Origin of the sequence: Streptomyces sp. NP-1717, from assembly GCF_022695985.1 — a bacterium.
GTDB lineage: Bacteria > Actinomycetota > Actinomycetes > Streptomycetales > Streptomycetaceae > Streptomyces.
In genome coordinates this window covers 1-15316 of record NZ_JAAPBF010000171.1, presented here as the reverse complement: position 1 = coordinate 15316, position 15316 = coordinate 1, and the positions used below count along the sequence as shown (strand labels likewise).

At 70.8% G+C, this 15316-nt stretch carries 11 protein-coding genes; 5 read left to right on the top strand and 6 right to left on the bottom strand.

Annotated elements, in window-relative coordinates; translation table 11 throughout:
- The 5 genes from infB to GXP76_RS26450 form a co-directional block, all read left to right on the top strand.
- Positions 1-2558, top strand: a 2558-nt coding sequence (gene infB / locus GXP76_RS26470; protein ID WP_242574117.1) for a translation initiation factor IF-2, incomplete at its 5' end; no start/stop codon positions are given.
- Positions 2559-2819: 261 nt separating this feature from the next.
- Positions 2820-3113, top strand: coding sequence for a DUF503 domain-containing protein (locus GXP76_RS26465; protein WP_242574116.1), 294 nt, complete (start codon positions 2820-2822; stop codon positions 3111-3113).
- Positions 3114-3257: 144 nt separating this feature from the next.
- Positions 3258-3809 carry a 30S ribosome-binding factor RbfA gene (rbfA, locus tag GXP76_RS26460; RefSeq protein ID WP_242574115.1) on the top strand — a complete coding sequence of 184 codons (552 nt, stop codon included), beginning with the start codon at positions 3258-3260 and terminating at the stop codon, positions 3807-3809.
- Positions 3806-4717, top strand: coding sequence for a tRNA pseudouridine(55) synthase TruB (truB, locus tag GXP76_RS26455; RefSeq protein WP_242574114.1), 912 nt, complete (start codon positions 3806-3808; stop codon positions 4715-4717). The genes rbfA and truB overlap by 4 nt, the downstream gene beginning before the upstream one ends.
- 644 nt (positions 4718-5361) lie before the next feature.
- Entirely contained in the window at positions 5362-6315 is a 954-nt protein-coding gene (locus tag GXP76_RS26450) for a bifunctional riboflavin kinase/FAD synthetase (protein WP_242574113.1), read from the top strand.
- A gap of 60 nt (positions 6316-6375) precedes the next feature.
- On the opposite strand, the gene GXP76_RS26445 is transcribed toward GXP76_RS26450, so the two are convergent.
- The 6 genes from GXP76_RS26445 to GXP76_RS26420 form a co-directional block, all read right to left on the bottom strand.
- On the bottom strand, positions 6376-7389 hold the full coding sequence (locus GXP76_RS26445) for an ABC transporter ATP-binding protein (protein WP_242574112.1): 1014 nt from the start codon (positions 7387-7389) through the stop codon (positions 6376-6378).
- Between the two features lie 196 nt (positions 7390-7585).
- Positions 7586-8710, bottom strand: a complete 1125-nt coding sequence (locus GXP76_RS26440; RefSeq protein ID WP_374362636.1) for an ABC transporter ATP-binding protein — start codon at positions 8708-8710, stop codon at positions 7586-7588.
- Entirely contained in the window at positions 8656-9675 is a 1020-nt protein-coding gene (locus GXP76_RS26435) for an ABC transporter permease (protein ID WP_242574111.1), read from the bottom strand. Before GXP76_RS26435 ends, GXP76_RS26440 begins: the two co-directional genes overlap by 55 nt.
- Positions 9672-10748 (bottom strand): ABC transporter permease, encoded by a 1077-nt coding sequence (locus tag GXP76_RS26430; RefSeq protein ID WP_242574110.1) that lies wholly within the window; start codon positions 10746-10748, stop codon positions 9672-9674. The genes GXP76_RS26435 and GXP76_RS26430 overlap by 4 nt, the downstream gene beginning before the upstream one ends.
- A gap of 159 nt (positions 10749-10907) precedes the next feature.
- A complete protein-coding gene (locus GXP76_RS26425; RefSeq protein WP_242574109.1) occupies positions 10908-12812 on the bottom strand; it encodes an ABC transporter substrate-binding protein in 1905 nt (634 codons plus the stop codon).
- A 360-nt stretch (positions 12813-13172) separates the two neighbouring features.
- On the bottom strand, positions 13173-15316 hold a 2144-nt coding region (locus GXP76_RS26420; protein WP_242574108.1), incomplete at its 5' end, for a MinD/ParA family protein.

Genomic DNA, 15316 nt, shown 5'->3' with positions numbered 1-15316 from the left:
ACGGCGGCCGTGACGGTGGCCGCGGCGGCGAGCGCCCCGCGCGTCCCGCGGGACAGGGCGCCCGTCCGGGTGCTCGTCCGGCGGGTCCCCGTCCGGGCAACAACCCCTTCACCTCTGGTGGTTCCACCGGCATGGCGCGCCCGCAGGCGCCCCGTCCGGGTGGCGCCCCGCGTCCCGGCGGTGCCGGTGCGCCCGGTGGACCGCGTCCCCAGGGCGCCGGTCAGGGCGGTCCCCGTCCGCAGGCCGGTGCCGGTGGCCAGGGCGGTCGTCCCACCCCCGGTGGCATGCCTCGCCCGCAGTCCCCGCGTCCCGGCGGCGGCCCCGCCGGTAACCGTCCGAACCCGGGCATGATGCCGCAGCGTCCCGCCGCGGGTCCGCGTCCCGGCGGTGGCCCCGGCGGAGGCCGTGGTCCCGGTGGCGCCGGCCGGCCCGCCGGTGGCGGTGGCGGCGGTCGTCCCGGTGGCGGCGGCGGTTTCGCCGGTCGTCCCGGTGGTGGCGGCGGCGGTGGCTTCGCCGGTCGTCCCGGTGGCGGTGGCGGTGCTCCGGGTCGTCCCGGTGGCGGCGGTTTCGGTGGCGGCGGTGGTCGTCCCGGTTTCGGCGGACGTCCGGGTGGTCCCGGCGGCCGTGGTGGAACACAGGGCGCGTTCGGCCGCCCCGGCGGACCGGCCCGTCGTGGCCGCAAGTCGAAGCGGCAGAGGCGCCAGGAGTACGAGGCCATGCAGGCCCCGTCGGTAGGCGGCGTGATGCTGCCGCGTGGCCAGGGACAGGTCGTCCGGCTGTCGCGCGGTGCGTCGCTCACCGACTTCGCGGAGAAGATCAACGCCAACCCGGCGTCGCTCGTCGCCGTGATGATGAACCTCGGCGAGATGGTCACCGCCACGCAGTCCGTCTCCGACGAGACTCTGCACGTGCTGGCCGGCGAGATGAACTACGTCGTCGAGATCGTCAGCCCGGAGGAGGAGGACCGCGAGCTTCTCGAGTCCTTCGACATCGAGTTCGGCGAGGACGAGGGCGGCGAGGAGTTCCTCGTCGCGCGTCCGCCGGTCGTGACCGTCATGGGTCACGTCGACCACGGTAAGACCCGGCTCCTCGACGCCATCCGTAAGACGAACGTCGTCGCGGGCGAGGCCGGCGGTATCACGCAGCACATCGGCGCGTACCAGGTCGCCACCGAGGTCAACGACGAAGAGCGCAGGATCACCTTCATCGACACCCCGGGCCACGAGGCGTTCACCGCCATGCGTGCCCGTGGTGCCAAGTCCACCGACATCGCGATCCTCGTGGTGGCGGCGAACGACGGTGTGATGCCCCAGACGATCGAGGCGCTGAACCACGCCAAGGCGGCCGATGTGCCGATCGTGGTCGCGGTCAACAAGATCGACGTCGAGGGCGCCGACCCGACCAAGGTGCGCGGTCAGCTGACCGAGTACGGCCTCGTGGCCGAGGAGTACGGCGGCGACACCATGTTCGTCGACATCTCCGCCAAGCAGGGTCTGCACATCGACAGCCTGCTGGAGGCCGTGGTCCTCACGGCGGACGCCTCGCTCGACCTCCGGGCCAACCCAGAACAGGACGCGCAGGGTATCGCCATCGAGGCGCACCTCGACCGCGGTCGCGGCGCCGTCGCCACCGTGCTCGTCCAGCGCGGCACGCTGCGCGTCGGCGACACGATGGTCGCCGGTGACGCGTACGGCCGTGTCCGGGCGATGCTCGACGACAACGGCAACAACGTCGAGGAAGCGGGTCCCGCGACCCCCGTCCTGGTCCTGGGACTCACCAACGTCCCCGGCGCCGGCGACAACTTCCTGGTCGTCGACGAGGACCGCACCGCGCGGCAGATCGCCGAGAAGCGTGCCGCCCGTGAGCGGAACGCGGCCTTCGCCCGCAAGGGCGTCCGGTTCTCCCTGGAGAACCTGGACGAGGCCCTCAAGGCCGGCCTGGTGCAGGAACTCAACCTCATCATCAAGGGCGACGCGTCCGGTTCGGTGGAGGCTCTCGAGTCCTCGCTGCTCCAGCTCGACGTCGGCGAAGAGGTCGACATCCGGGTCCTGCACCGCGGCGTCGGTGCGGTCACGGAGTCCGACATCGACCTGGCGATGGGCTCCGACGCCATCGTCATCGGCTTCAACGTGCGCGCCGCCGGGCGTGCCTCGCAGATGGCCGACCGCGAGGGTGTCGACGTCCGCTACTACTCGGTGATCTACCAGGCCATCGAGGAGATCGAAGCGGCCCTCAAGGGCATGCTCAAGCCGGAGTACGAGGAGATCGAGCTCGGTACGGCGGAGATCCGCGAGGTCTTCCGCTCGTCCAAGCTCGGCAACATCGCGGGTGTTCTCATCCGGTCCGGCGAGGTCAAGCGCAACACGAAGGCCCGGCTCGTCCGCGACGGCAAGGTCATCGCGGAGGACCTCAACATCCAGGGTCTGCGCCGCTTCAAGGACGATGTCACCGAGATCCGCGAAGGCTTCGAGGGCGGTATCAACCTCGGGAACTTCAACGACATCAAGATCGACGACGTCATCGCGACGTACGAGATGCGCGAGAAGCCGCGCGGCTGACGTACTGCCTGCCTTACGGCTGACGCAGTCGTACGGCAGACGGTGCGTGGTGTCGCGTGACTGACGTCGTGACCGACGTGATGTGACGTGGCGCGCGGTGCGCCGATGCCGCCCGGGTCCCGCTCGGGCGGCATCGCCGGTCCGGGGCCGGTCGACGGTGCTTAATCCGTCGATCGGCCCCGGCCGTTCCGTGTACGGTTTATGTGCCCCTGCCAAGCGCTGGCGGGCCCGAACCCGTACCGGCGGGACATCCGGATACACATGTATGTGGGGACACTGTCCTTCGACCTGCTCCTCGGCGACGTACGGTCGTTGAAGGAGAAACGCTCGATCGTCCGGCCGATCGTCGCCGAACTCCAGCGGAAGTTCGCGGTGAGTGTGGCGGAGACCGGCGACCAGGATCTCCATCGCAGGGCCGAGATCGGTCTGGCGGTGGTGTCCGGGGACACGGCGCATCTGAGGGACGTTCTGGACCGGTGCGAGCGCATGGTCGCCGGCCGTCCGGAGGTGGAGCTGCTGTCGGTACGGCGGCGGCTGCACGGGGACGACGACTGAGCCGACGGCTGAGCGACCGCGCCCGACCGTCCGTTCGATGACAGTCGACGGCCGATGACGGCCGATGACGGTCGGCGGCGGTCGGCGGCGGTCGGGGCAGCAAGAACAGCAGACAAAGAAACCAGAAGGAAGAGTGACGGACCGGTGACCGACAACGCGCGGGCCCGCAAGCTGGCCGACCGCATCCAGGTCGTGGTCGCGGAGACCCTGGACCGGCGTATCAAGGATCCGCGGCTGGGCTTCGTGACGATCACGGACGCCCGGGTCACCGGCGACCTGCGGGAGGCCACGGTCTTCTACACGGTCTACGGCGACGACGAGGAGCGCGCGGCGTCCGCCGCCGCCCTGGAGAGCGCCAAGGGCGTTCTGCGCTCCGAGGTGGGCCGCCAGACCGGCGTCCGCTTCACGCCGACGCTGGCGTTCGTCCCGGACGCCCTGCCGGACAACGCCCGCACCATCGAGGACCTTCTCGACAAGGCGCGCCTCAAGGACGCCGAGGTGCGTGAGGTGTCGACCGGTAAGACCTATGCGGGCGAGGCCGACCCTTACCGCAAGCCCGGTGACGAGGGCTACGAGGAGGACGCGGAGGGCGAGGCCGAGGCGGGCTCCGAGGCGGGCTCCGGCTCCGGCTCCGGGGTCGGCGGGGGCGGCGTCGCCTCGGCCGACGACGACACGGACGGCGCCGCCGCTAAATGACACAGCGACTCCCCACGCCCGACGGCCTTGTCATCGTGGACAAGCCGTCGGGCTTCACTTCGCACGACGTCGTTGCCAAGATGCGCGGTATCGCCAAGACCCGCCGCGTCGGCCACGCGGGCACGCTCGATCCCATGGCGACGGGCGTCCTCGTCCTCGGCGTGGAGCGGGCCACCAAGCTGCTGGGGCACCTCGCCCTGACCGAGAAGGAGTACCTCGGCACCATCAGGCTGGGGCAGGACACCGTGACCGACGACGCGGAGGGCGAGATCACCTCGTCCACCGACGCGTCCGGAGTCACCCGCGAGGGCATCGACGCCGGGGTGGCCGCGCTCAGCGGCGCGATCATGCAGGTGCCGTCCAAGGTCAGCGCCATCAAGATCGACGGGAAGCGGTCGTACGCGCGTGTACGGGGCGGCGAGGACTTCGAGATCCCGGCGCGGCCGGTGACGATCTCCTCGTTCCGGGTGTACGACGTCCGCCCGGACGTCGCCGAGGACGGTACGCCCGTGGTCGACCTGGTCGTGTCTGTCGTCTGCTCCTCCGGTACGTACATCCGGGCCCTCGCACGCGACCTCGGGGCGGGACTCGGTGTCGGGGGACATCTCACGGCGCTCCGCAGGACCCGGGTGGGTCCGTACGGCCTCGACGAGGCGAGGACGCTCGACCAGCACCAGGAGCAGCTGACCGTCATGCCGGTCGCCGACGCCGCCGCGACCGCTTTCGCGCGCTGGGACGTCGACGAGAAGCGCGCGAAGCTGCTGCTCAACGGCGTACGGCTGGACATGCCCGGGCGCCGGGACGGGGCCCGCTCCGGGCCCGTGGCGGCGTTCGGGCCCGACGGGCGGTTCCTGGCGCTGGTGGAGGAGCAGGGCGGCAAGGCGAAGAGCCTGGCCGTCTTCGGCTGATCGGACGTTCCTCCGCGCGCAGTGGTCTCATCGTGGAGCGGGCACGACGGCGCCTGCCCGCTCCACGATCCCCCTCCCAGGAGGCCTGTCCACACGCCCACCGGGATTCACGCCCTCGGCCGGGCGCTCGGAGTGAACGGAGGGTGCACCGGAGGCACCGGGGGCGCCCTCGACTCGCTACGCGTCCTTCTGCGGCTGGTCCTGCACGCAGCGGGGGAGCGGGCGCGCAGGGCCGGGGAGCGGGGGCGTAGGTACGGGGCATGGCGCACGGGCGGCGCCCAGGCGCGCGTGCTGGGCGCCCCTCTGCCGCCTGCAGGGCGGCCGACCGCTTCCAATTCCCGAATACGGTGCCGGAGTTGGCGGTCGGTACAGCGCTGCGCACGGAGCACCGCGGTGCCGGGCGGCTCGACCAGCGACTGGTCGCGCCCCGGCCGTGAGCGGCCCGGATGCGCCCGGCTCGTGGCCGTGTGGCCCTCCGGGAGATCCGGAGCGGTGGGCGAGGGTGGCCGGGCCGAGCGCGGGCCGGTCCGCGATGTCGCTCGGTGACCGGATACCGATGCGGGTCAGAAGCCAACGGCATGGCAGTCTTAGACCTGCGTAAGAGGCATTCACGTACACAGGTTCGGGCGAGGAGAGCGGTCACAGTGCAGCGCTGGCGCGGCTTGGAGGACATCCCCCAGGACTGGGGGCGCAGCGTCGTCACCATCGGCTCCTACGACGGTGTGCACCGCGGACACCAGCTGATCATCGGGCGCACCGTCGAGCGGGCTCGGGAACTGGGGATTCCCTCGGTGGTGGTCACGTTCGACCCGCACCCCAGTGAGGTCGTCAGGCCGGGCACGCACCCGCCGCTGCTCGCGCCGCACCACCGGCGGGGCGAGCTGATGGCGGAGCTGGGTGTGGACGCGGTGCTCGTCCTGCCGTTCACCGTCGAATTCTCGAAGCTGTCGCCCGCCGACTTCATCGTGAAGGTACTGGTCGACAAGTTGCACGCGCGCGCCGTCGTCGAGGGGCCGAACTTCCGCTTCGGCCATCGGGCGGCCGGTAACGTCGCTTTCCTGGCCGAGCTGGGCGCGACGTACGACTACGAGGTCGATGTCATCGACCTGTACGTGAGCGGTGCGGCGGGCGGTGGCGAGCCCTTCTCGTCGAGCCTGACGCGGCGGCTGATCGCCGAGGGCGACGTCGCGGGCGCGGCCGAGATCCTGGGCAGGCCGCACCGGGTCGAGGGCATCGTGGTGCGCGGCGCGCAACGCGGACGTGAACTCGGCTACCCGACGGCCAACGTCGAGACGCTGCCGCACACCGCGATCCCCGCGGACGGGGTGTACGCGGGCTGGCTGATCGCCGACGGCGAGCGGATGCCGGCGGCGATCTCGGTCGGTACGAACCCGCAGTTCAACGGCACGGAGCAGACGGTGGAGGCGTACGCCATCGACCGGGTGGGTCTTGACCTGTACGGGCTCCACGTCGCGGTGGACTTCCTGTCCTACGTCCGGGCGCAGCGCACGTTCGACTCGATCGAGGCACTGCTCGAAGCCATCGCCGACGACGTGAAGCGCTCGCGCGATCTCGTCGCGGCGTACGACGCGCGCTGACGACGCCGATGACCCCAACTCGGGCACCGTATTTCCGAGTTGGGGTGTACGGCGGGTGGCTCAGAGCGTCTTTTCACCCGCTGTGACGGCTGGAGCGGCGGCGGCCCAGTGACAGGCGACCTGGGTGGTGTCACCGCCCGTCAGTATCGGCAGGGCCTCCGTGCGGCACTTGGTGGCGACCCCGGAGCGTTCCGCCTCGCCGGAGGCGAGGATCTGGCACCGCGCGTGGAAACGGCAGCCGCCCGGGATGCGCGACGGGTCCGGCGGCTCGCCGGCGAGCACGACCGGTTCGGCTCCTGACTCCGGCAGCACCGACAACAGCGCCTGCGTATAAGGGTGCTGAGGGGACGTCAGTACCTGCTCGACCGGCCCCGTCTCGACGATCCGGCCCAGATACATCACGGCCACCCGGTCGGCGATGTTCCACGCGAGCCCGAGGTCGTGTGTCACGACCAGCGCGGACAGCCCGAGTTCGTCGCGGAGCGACAGCAGCAGCGCCAGGATCTCGCCACGCACTGAGGCGTCCAGCGACGCCACCGGCTCGTCGGCGACGATCAGTTCCGGCTTCAGGACCAGCGCGCCGGCGATGACGACGCGCTGACGCTGCCCGCCCGACAACTCGTGCGGATAGCGCAGGAAGAACCGCTCCGGCGGCCGGAGCCCGGCGCGGGACAGCGCCTCGGCCACGGCCTCGCGCTCGTCTCCCTTGTACCGGTGGATGCGCAGGCCCTCGGCCACCGCGTCGTACACCGTGTGCCGCGGGTTGAGCGAACCGCTCGGGTCCTGGAGCACCAGCTGGACGCGCTTGCGGTACGCCTTGAGGGCGGCGGACTGGTAGCCCAGTGGCTCTCCGCCGAAGGTGATGCCGCCCGTCGTCGGCGGCAGCAGACCGAGCAGCGTCCGGGCCAGCGTGGTCTTGCCGCAGCCCGATTCGCCGACGAGGGCGACGATCTCGCCCCCGCCGATGTCGAGATCGACGCCGTCGACGGCCCGCGCCGTCGGGGCGCCGCGCCGCCCGGGGAACGTGACATGCAGCCCCGTGGCCGAGAGCAGAGGCGTGGGCGTGGTGGTCATGACTGGCTCCTGAGCAGTGGCCGCCCGGCGGCCGTACGGGCGAGACGGTGCGGGCGCGGCGTCGACCGCGCGGTCGAACGTGCCCTCTGCGGACGTCGGGCCCCGCCGCCCCGTACGGTGCGGCAGGCGGCCCCGTACGCCGTGTGCCTTGCTGCACGGGGCACCGGAGCGGCCGCCCCGTCGGGGCGTGGGGACGTCATGGGCGCAGTTCCGTGGGCGCCCCGGACGACTGCGCGGGTACGGCCCCGCCCACGTGCACACACGCCGCCTGCCGGCCCGGCCCCGCGTCCCGCAGTGGCTGGTCCTCCTGTGCGCACTCCTCCAGCGCGACGGGGCAGCGCGGATGGAACGTACAGCCCGACGGCAGCGACGAGGGGTCGGGCGGATCGCCCGGCAGTCCGCGCGGGGCGCGCCGGGAGGAGAGGTCCCCGATCCGGGGGAACGCCGCGGAGAGCGCCCGCCCGTAGGGGTGCTCGGCGGCGTCGTACACCGCCTTCGCCGGCCCCTCCTCCACGATCCGCCCCGCGTACATCACCGCGAGCCGGTCACAGGTGTCGGAGAGCACCGCCAGGTCGTGGCTGATCATCAGCAGGCTGATGTCCTGGTCGGCGACCAACTGCTCGATAAGTCGCAGGATTTGGGCCTGGATCATCACGTCGAGTGCCGTCGTCGGCTCGTCCGCGACGATGAGCCGGGGATCGCAGGCCAGCGCCATCGCGATCATCACGCGCTGCCGTTGCCCACCGGACAGTTCGTGCGGATACGCGTCGGCGCGGGAGGCCGGCAGCCCGACCTGTTCCAGCAGTTCCACGGTGCGCCTGCGCGCGGCGGCGGGCGTCGCCCCACGGTGCAGCAGCACCGGTTCGGCGATCTGGTCGCCGATCCGGTGCACGGCGTTGAGGGAGTGCATGGCGCCCTGGAAGACGATCGAGGCCCCGGCCCAGCGCACCGCGCGCAGCCTGCCCCACTTCATGGTGAGCACGTCCTCACCGTCGAGCAGGACCTGACCGGTCAGCGTCGCGGAAGCCGGCAGCAGCCGGAGCAGGGCCAGCGCCAGGGTGGACTTGCCGCAGCCGGACTCGCCCGCGATGCCGAGCTTGCGGCCCGATTCGAGGACGAGGTCCACGCCCCGTACGGCGGGGACGGCGGATGGCCCCGTACCGTACGTGACCCGCAGGTCCTTGATCTCCAGCAGGCTCGACGCCGGCTTCGTCCGCGTCCCCGGCTCCGGTGCTTGCGGTGTCTTCGACGTGTTCGGCGTATCGGTCAACGGGACACCCCAAGCTTCGGGTTGAGCACGGCCTCGATGGCACGGCCGCAGAGTGTGAAGGCGAGCGCCACGAGCGCGATCGCGATACCGGGCGGCGCCAGATACCACCAGTGCCCCGAGGAGACGGCGCCCGCCTCGCGGGCGTCCTGGAGCATGCCTCCCCAGGAGACGACGGAGGGGTCGCCGAGCCCGAGGAACGCGAGCGTGGCCTCCGTCAGGATCGCCGTGGAGATTCCGAGCGTCGTCTGGGCGAGGACCAGCGGCATCACGTTGGGCAGTACGTGGCGCGTCATGACATGGCCGTGCCCGCCGCCGAGCGCGCGAGCCCTTTCGATGTACGGGCGCGACTCGACGGCGATGGTCTGCGCGCGCACCAGACGTGCCGTCGTCGGCCAGGAGGTCACCCCGATCGCCAGGATGACCGTCCAGATGCTGCGTGACATCACCGTCGCCAGCACGATCGCCAGTACCAGCGCCGGCATCACCAGGAACCAGTCGGTCACCCGCATGGCCACTGTCGCGAACCAGCCGCCGAAGTGTCCGGCGATGATGCCCACGAAGGTGCCGATGGCCACCGACAGCGCCGCGGCGAGCAGCCCGACGATCAGGGAGATGCGCGCGCCCCAGATCAGCAGACCGAGCAGCGACCGGCCGAACTGATCGGTACCGAGCGGGAATTCACCGCTGGGGCTCTCCAGAGCCGTTCCCGGCGCGTCGGTGACGCTCTGCACGTCGCCGCCGATGAACAGCGGCGACGTCAGCGCGATCAGGGCGATGACCGCGAGGCCGGCGAGACCGAGGAGGCCGGCCCGGTGCGCGCGGTACTGGCGCCAGAAGCGGGACACGGAGGCGCGCCGCCGCGCCCGCACGAGCGACGAGGCGGACCGCGCCGCAGGCTCGCCGGCCGCCGGGACCGGCGCGGTCGACGCGGCAGGAACCGGCTTCTCCGCCCCGGACCCCGGCTCCGAAGAGTTCCCGGACTCCGGGGGATTCGGCGGCGTCTTGTCGATGGTCATCGGCCCACCCGGGGATCGAGCAGCGGATACAACAGGTCGGCCAGCAGGTTCATCAGGATCATCGCTCCCGCGAAGACCACGAACAGCCCCTGCACGACGGGCAGATCAGGCACGCTCAGCGCCTGGTAGAACAGCCCGCCGAGGCCCGGCCAGGAGAAGACCGTCTCAACGAGGATCGAACCGGCGGCCACGTGGCCCAAGTTGATGAAAATCATCGTGACCGTCGGCAGCATCGCGTTCGGCACGGCGTGCCGGCGCCGTACGAGATCGTCCCGCAGCCCCTTGGCCCGCGCCGTCGTCAGATAGTCGCTGCCCATCTCGTCCAGCAGCGAGGACCGCATCACCAGCAGCGTCTGCGCGTAGCCGACCGCGACCAGCGTCACCACCGGCAGCACCATGTGGTGCGCCACGTCGAGCACATACGCGAAGCCGGTCTCGTCCCCCGACTCCATCCCGCCGCTGGGGAACATCCCGGGGATCGGCCCGATGCCCACCGAGAACACGATGATCATCAGCAGTCCCAGCCAGAACGACGGCACCGACCAGAGGGTCAGCGCCACACCGGTGTTGACCCGGTCGCCGAGCCCGCCGTGGCGCCACGCGGAGCGCGTACCGAGCCACAGGCCGAGCGTCGAGTAGATCAGCACGGCGACGCCCGTCAGCAGCAGCGTCGCGGGCACCTTCTCGGCGATCAGCTCGCCGACGGGGGCGTGGAACTGGTACGAGATCCCCAGATCGCCTGTCAGCGCCTTCGTGCAGTACTCGGTGAACTGCTGCCACATCGGCAGATCGAGTCCGAACTGCTTGCGCAGCGTGGCCATCTGCTCCAGCGACGTCGGCTTGCCGTGGGTCATGGCCTTGACCGGGTCGCCGGGGATGATCCGGAAGAGGAAGAAACTGGTGACGAGGACGGCGAACAGCGAGACGGCCGCGCCGCCCAGCTTGCCCGCCACGTACAGCAGATAGCCGGTCCAGTGGCCCGTGGCGCGGCTGCGGGTGCCGCCGGACGGCCCGGTCTTCACCGGGTCGTCGACGGCGTCCCGCACCACACCGGGGGTGCTTGCGGTGCTCATACGGTGTCTTTCCGGGGAAGCCTCCCGGACCCCCTGTTCGCGGTCGTGTGCACGGTCCTCGTGCCGCTCCTGGTGCCGTTTCCGGTCTCGGAACCGGCCGCGTTCCCGGCCCCGTTCCAGGCCTTGGTCCCGATCGCCGTCGCGGCCGTCCCCACCGCCCTACTCACGGTCCTCGGCGGTGGAACGGCGCCGCATCACGAAGAAGATGCCGAGTGCCGCCACGAACACCACGGCCACGCCGATCCCGACCATCGTGCCGGTGGACGAGCCGCTCTCGGAACCCGCCTCGCTCGTCCCGTCGGCCGGTACGGCGGACCACCAGCTCCAGTAGCCGTCCTGGCCCCAGATGTTGCCGGCGGCCTCGGGCATGGTCGTGATGGACTTGATCTGGTCCGTCCGGTACGCCTCGACGGCGTTCGGATAGGCCATCACATTCATGTACCCGGTGTCGTACAGACGCGACTGGATCTGCTTGACCAGGTCGGTGCGCTTGGCGGTGTCGTACTCGACCGACTGCTTCGCGTACAGGTCGTCGTACTTCTTGTCGCAGATGAAGTTGTCCGTCGCGCCGGAGGCGTCGGCGGTGGCGGGCAGGGCGTCGCAGGTGTGGATCGACAGGACGTAGTCGGGGTCGGGGTTGACCGACCAGCCGTCGAAGGCGAGGTCGTAGTTGCCCGCGAGCCACGGGTCGGAGACGTTGTCCAGGCACTCGACCTTGAGACCGATGCCGAGGTCGCCCCACCACTCCTGGAGGTACTTGCCCACGGCCTTGTCGTTCGGGTCGGTGGCGTGGCAGAGGATACGGAAGTCGAGCGGCTTGCCGTCCTTGCCGATGCGCTTGCCGCTGCTGTTCTTCTCGTAGCCCGCGTCATCGAGGAGCGTCGCTGCCTTCGCCGGGTCGTAGTCGATCTTCTGGCTCCCCGAGGGCTCCCAGAAGTACGAGTCGAAGCGCGGAGGTATGTAGCCCTGCCCCTCCACCGCGTGGCCCTGGAAGACCTTGTCGACGATCGTCTTGCGGTCGACGGCGTGGAACAGCGCCTTGCGGACGTCCGGGTCCAGCAGTGCCTTGTGGCCGTTGCCGAAGGCCTTGCCGTCCTTCGCCTTCGCGCCCGGGTTGGTGGCGAGCGCGAAGAAGCGGCGTCCGGGGGCGTCGTTGACCTTGATGTTGTCGGCGCTGCCGAGCGCCGCGGCCTGGGCCGGCGTCAGACCGGAGACGAACGAGACCTCGCCCTTCTGGAGAGCGGCGACCGCTGCGTCCTTGTCCTTGTAGTACCTGAAGACCAGCTCGTCGAACTTCGGCGCGCCGCGCCAGAAGTCCTTGTTCGGCTTCAGCCGGAGGTACTGGTCGACCTTGAAGTCCTCAATGACGTAGGGGCCGTTGCCCACGATCGGGAACTTCTTGTCGTTGTTGAACTTGGAGAAGTCGCCGACCTTCTCCCAGACGTGCTTGGGCACGATCGGCACGTCCAGCGCCGTCATCGTCGCCTGCGGCTTCTTGAGTTCGATGACGAGCTTCGTGGGGTCCGGTGCGGTGACCTTCTTGAAGTTCGACGTGAAGCTGCCGTTCGCCGTCGCGGCGTTCGGGTCCGTCATCATCTTGTTGAAGGTCCAGGCCGCGTCCTCGGCGGTGGCCTGCTTGCCGTCGGACCACTTGGAATCGCCGCGGATGGTGAAGGTCCACGTCAGCTTGTCCGCCGACGGCGTCCACTCGGTCGCGAAGCCCGGGACGGTGCGGGCGTCCTTGGCGTCGTAGTTGGTCAGGTACTCGTACGTGAGCCGGTGGACGCTGGTGGCGACGAGGGTCTGTGCCAGGAACGGGCTCAGCGAGTCGATGCTCTGGTCGACGGCGACCGTGAGGACCTTCTTGCCGTCGGCCGCGGCCGGGGCGTTGAGGGCGTTCGGCGCCGCCTGGGCCTGCGGCGCCGCGGGCAGCAGCGGACTCAGCGGGACCACGGAACCGGCCACCATCGCAGTGGCAGCGGCACCGGAGGCCAGGAGGAGACGGAATCGGGAGCGTTGCCGGGTGGGCTGCCGCGTCGTACGCGGTGGAATCCTTGTGACCATGGGTCGTGACCTCGCGTCATCACTCGCACGGAGAAACAGAGAACAACAGAGAACAGCGGAGCGGTGGAGCAACGGAGAAGCGGGAAAGCAGCGAAACGGGGCGGGAGTTGGCGGGTTGACGGATGGTCGGGGCCACCGTTCCGAGCGGTCACTCGAAGCGGTGGCTTGAATCGGTTGCTCGCGTCGGCTGCGGGGGGTGACTGAGTTGACTCCAGCTCACCAACTGGTGAAGCGAAGGTTTATCAGCGCTGGTCGGGCCACGTCAACGGGCGTCGAAACCCCGTGTGGGCTGCGGGAATGCGATGAGGGTCCGTACCGTGAAGACGGTGCGGACCCTCATTGGTCTAATCCTCTGTCGCCTTACTGCTGAGGCGCTGACGGAGCCTGCGGAGGCTCTTGCTGCGGCCATCCGGCGGGCGGAACCGGACCCTGCAACTCCGGCTGTCCGGCCTGTCCCTGTTGACCGGGCTGGCCCGGTTGTGCGGGCTGCTGGTGCTGCGGCTGGGCGCCGGGGTACTGGCCCGGCGGCAGACCGGCCGGGGCACCGGACGACTGCGCCTGCGACGGCAGCGACTGCTGCCAGCCCTGCTGCTGCGGATAGGGCTGCTGGGGGTGGTACTGCTGACCGGGACCGGGGGGCTGCTGGCCCTGCGCCCCGGGCTGGCCCGGGGCGTGGCCGGGTGCCTGGCCGGGGACCTGATGTCCGGGCGCCTGGCCGTGTCCGTACTGTCCCGGAGCCTGCGGCTGCCCGTAGGGCGGCTGCCCCGGAGCCTGCTGGCCGGGCCCGTGCTGCCCGTGCTGGGCCTGCGGATGGCCCTGGTGTCCCGGCATCGGCGGTGCGAGGTGCGGGGGCGGGTTGCCGTCCGCCGTCCACAACCCCTGCTGCTGCTGGGCGCGTACGAAGTCCTCGGCGATCAGCGCCGACAGGTTGAAGTACGCGTCCCGGGTCTTCGGCCGCATCATGTCGAGGTCGACCTCGGCGCCCGCCGACAGGTGTTCGTCGAACGGCACGACGACGACGCCGCGGCAACGCGTCTGGAAGTGCTGCACGATGTCGTCGACCTTGATCATCTTCCCGGTCTCGCGCACGCCGGAGATGACGGTGATGGACCGCTGCACCAGATCCGCGTATCCATGGGCCGACAGCCAGTCCAGCGTCGTCGACGCGCTGCTCGCCCCGTCGACGGACGGGGTCGAGATGATGATCAACTGGTCGGCCAGGTCGAGCACTCCGCGCATCGCGCTGTAGAGGAGACCGGTGCCGGAGTCGGTGAGGATGATCGGGTACTGCTTGCCGAGCACCTCGATCGCGCGCCGGTAGTCCTCGTCGTTGAACGTCGTGGAGACCGCCGGGTCCACGTCGTTGGCGATGATCTCCAGCCCGGACGGTGCCTGCGAGGTGAACCGGCGGATGTCCATGTACGAGTTGAGGTACGGGATCGCCTGCACCAGGTCCCGGATGGTCGCCCCGGTCTCACGGCGCACCCGGCGGCCGAGCGTGCCGGCGTCGGGGTTGGCGTCGATCGCCAGGATCTTGTCCTGCCGCTCCGTGGCCAGGGTGGAGCCGAGGGCGGTAGTGGTGGTCGTCTTGCCGACGCCGCCCTTGAGGCTGATGACCGCGATGCGGTAGCAGGAGAGCACCGGTGTGCGGATCAGTTCGAGCTTGCGCTGCCGCTCCGCCTCCTCCTTCTTCGCCCCGATCTTGAAGCGGGAGGCGCCGGAGGGAGTGCGGCTGCTCTTGGCCTTCGGCTTGTTGTTGCGCAGGAGGCGGTCCGAGGACAGCTCGACGGCGGCGGTGTAGCCGAGCGGCGCACCAGGCACCGAACGCTCACGCTGGTCGTGCGCCATCGTCGTCGGCCATCCCCCGCCGGAGCGCGGGTCCATGGGCGGTGCGCCGGGCGCGGACCCCGGCGCTGCACCGGGGCCGGCCCCGGGCACGCCGCCGGGCGCGTTGCCCTGCGGGGGCTGCTGGTACGGCTGTTGCTGCTGGGCGGGCAGATGGGGCGTCGGCGAAGCCGGAGCCGGCAGGTTGGGCGGCTGTGACTGCTGCGCCTGCGCGGGCGGCATCTCAGGAGTCCGGGGGGCCTGCGGCGGCTGCTGGGCAGGCACGTACGGGGCGGGCTGGGCCGACTGCGGCGGCTGGCCCGGCTGTCCGGGCTGGGGGAAACCGTAGCCGGGCTGCGGGCCCTGGTGGCCCGGCTGCCCCTGCTGACCGGGCTGCTGAGGGAAGCCGTAACCGCTCTGTGCGTACGGGGCGTGGGGGCCGGAGTTGGCAGGCGCGGGCCCGCCCGGCTGCCCCTGCCGGCCCGGCTGCGGGAATCCGTAGCCGCTCTGTTGCGCCGTCGCGGCGGGAGTCGCCGGTGTGGCCGGTGCGGAGGGCGTCGCCCAAGGGGACGCGGCCGGGGGCAACTGGGGCTGCTGCTGCTGGGCGGGCGCGGCAGCGGGCGTGATCGCGGGCGGCTGCGGTTGGGACTGGCCCTGGGACACCGACTGAGACTGGGACT

Bases quoted from the DNA above. Each gene is read 5' to 3' on its own strand.
- GXP76_RS26445 (WP_242574112.1), bottom strand. From the start codon at position 7,389: ATGACCACCACGCCCACGCCTCTGCTCTCGGCCACGGGGCTGCATGTC.
- truB (WP_242574114.1), top strand. From the start codon at position 3,806: ATGACACAGCGACTCCCCACGCCCGACGGCCTTGTCATCGTGGACAAG.
- GXP76_RS26435 (WP_242574111.1), bottom strand. From the start codon at position 9,675: ATGACCATCGACAAGACGCCGCCGAATCCCCCGGAGTCCGGGAACTCT.
- GXP76_RS26465 (WP_242574116.1), top strand. From the start codon at position 2,820: ATGTATGTGGGGACACTGTCCTTCGACCTGCTCCTCGGCGACGTACGG.
- GXP76_RS26425 (WP_242574109.1), bottom strand. From the start codon at position 12,812: ATGGTCACAAGGATTCCACCGCGTACGACGCGGCAGCCCACCCGGCAA.
- GXP76_RS26430 (WP_242574110.1), bottom strand. From the start codon at position 10,748: ATGAGCACCGCAAGCACCCCCGGTGTGGTGCGGGACGCCGTCGACGAC.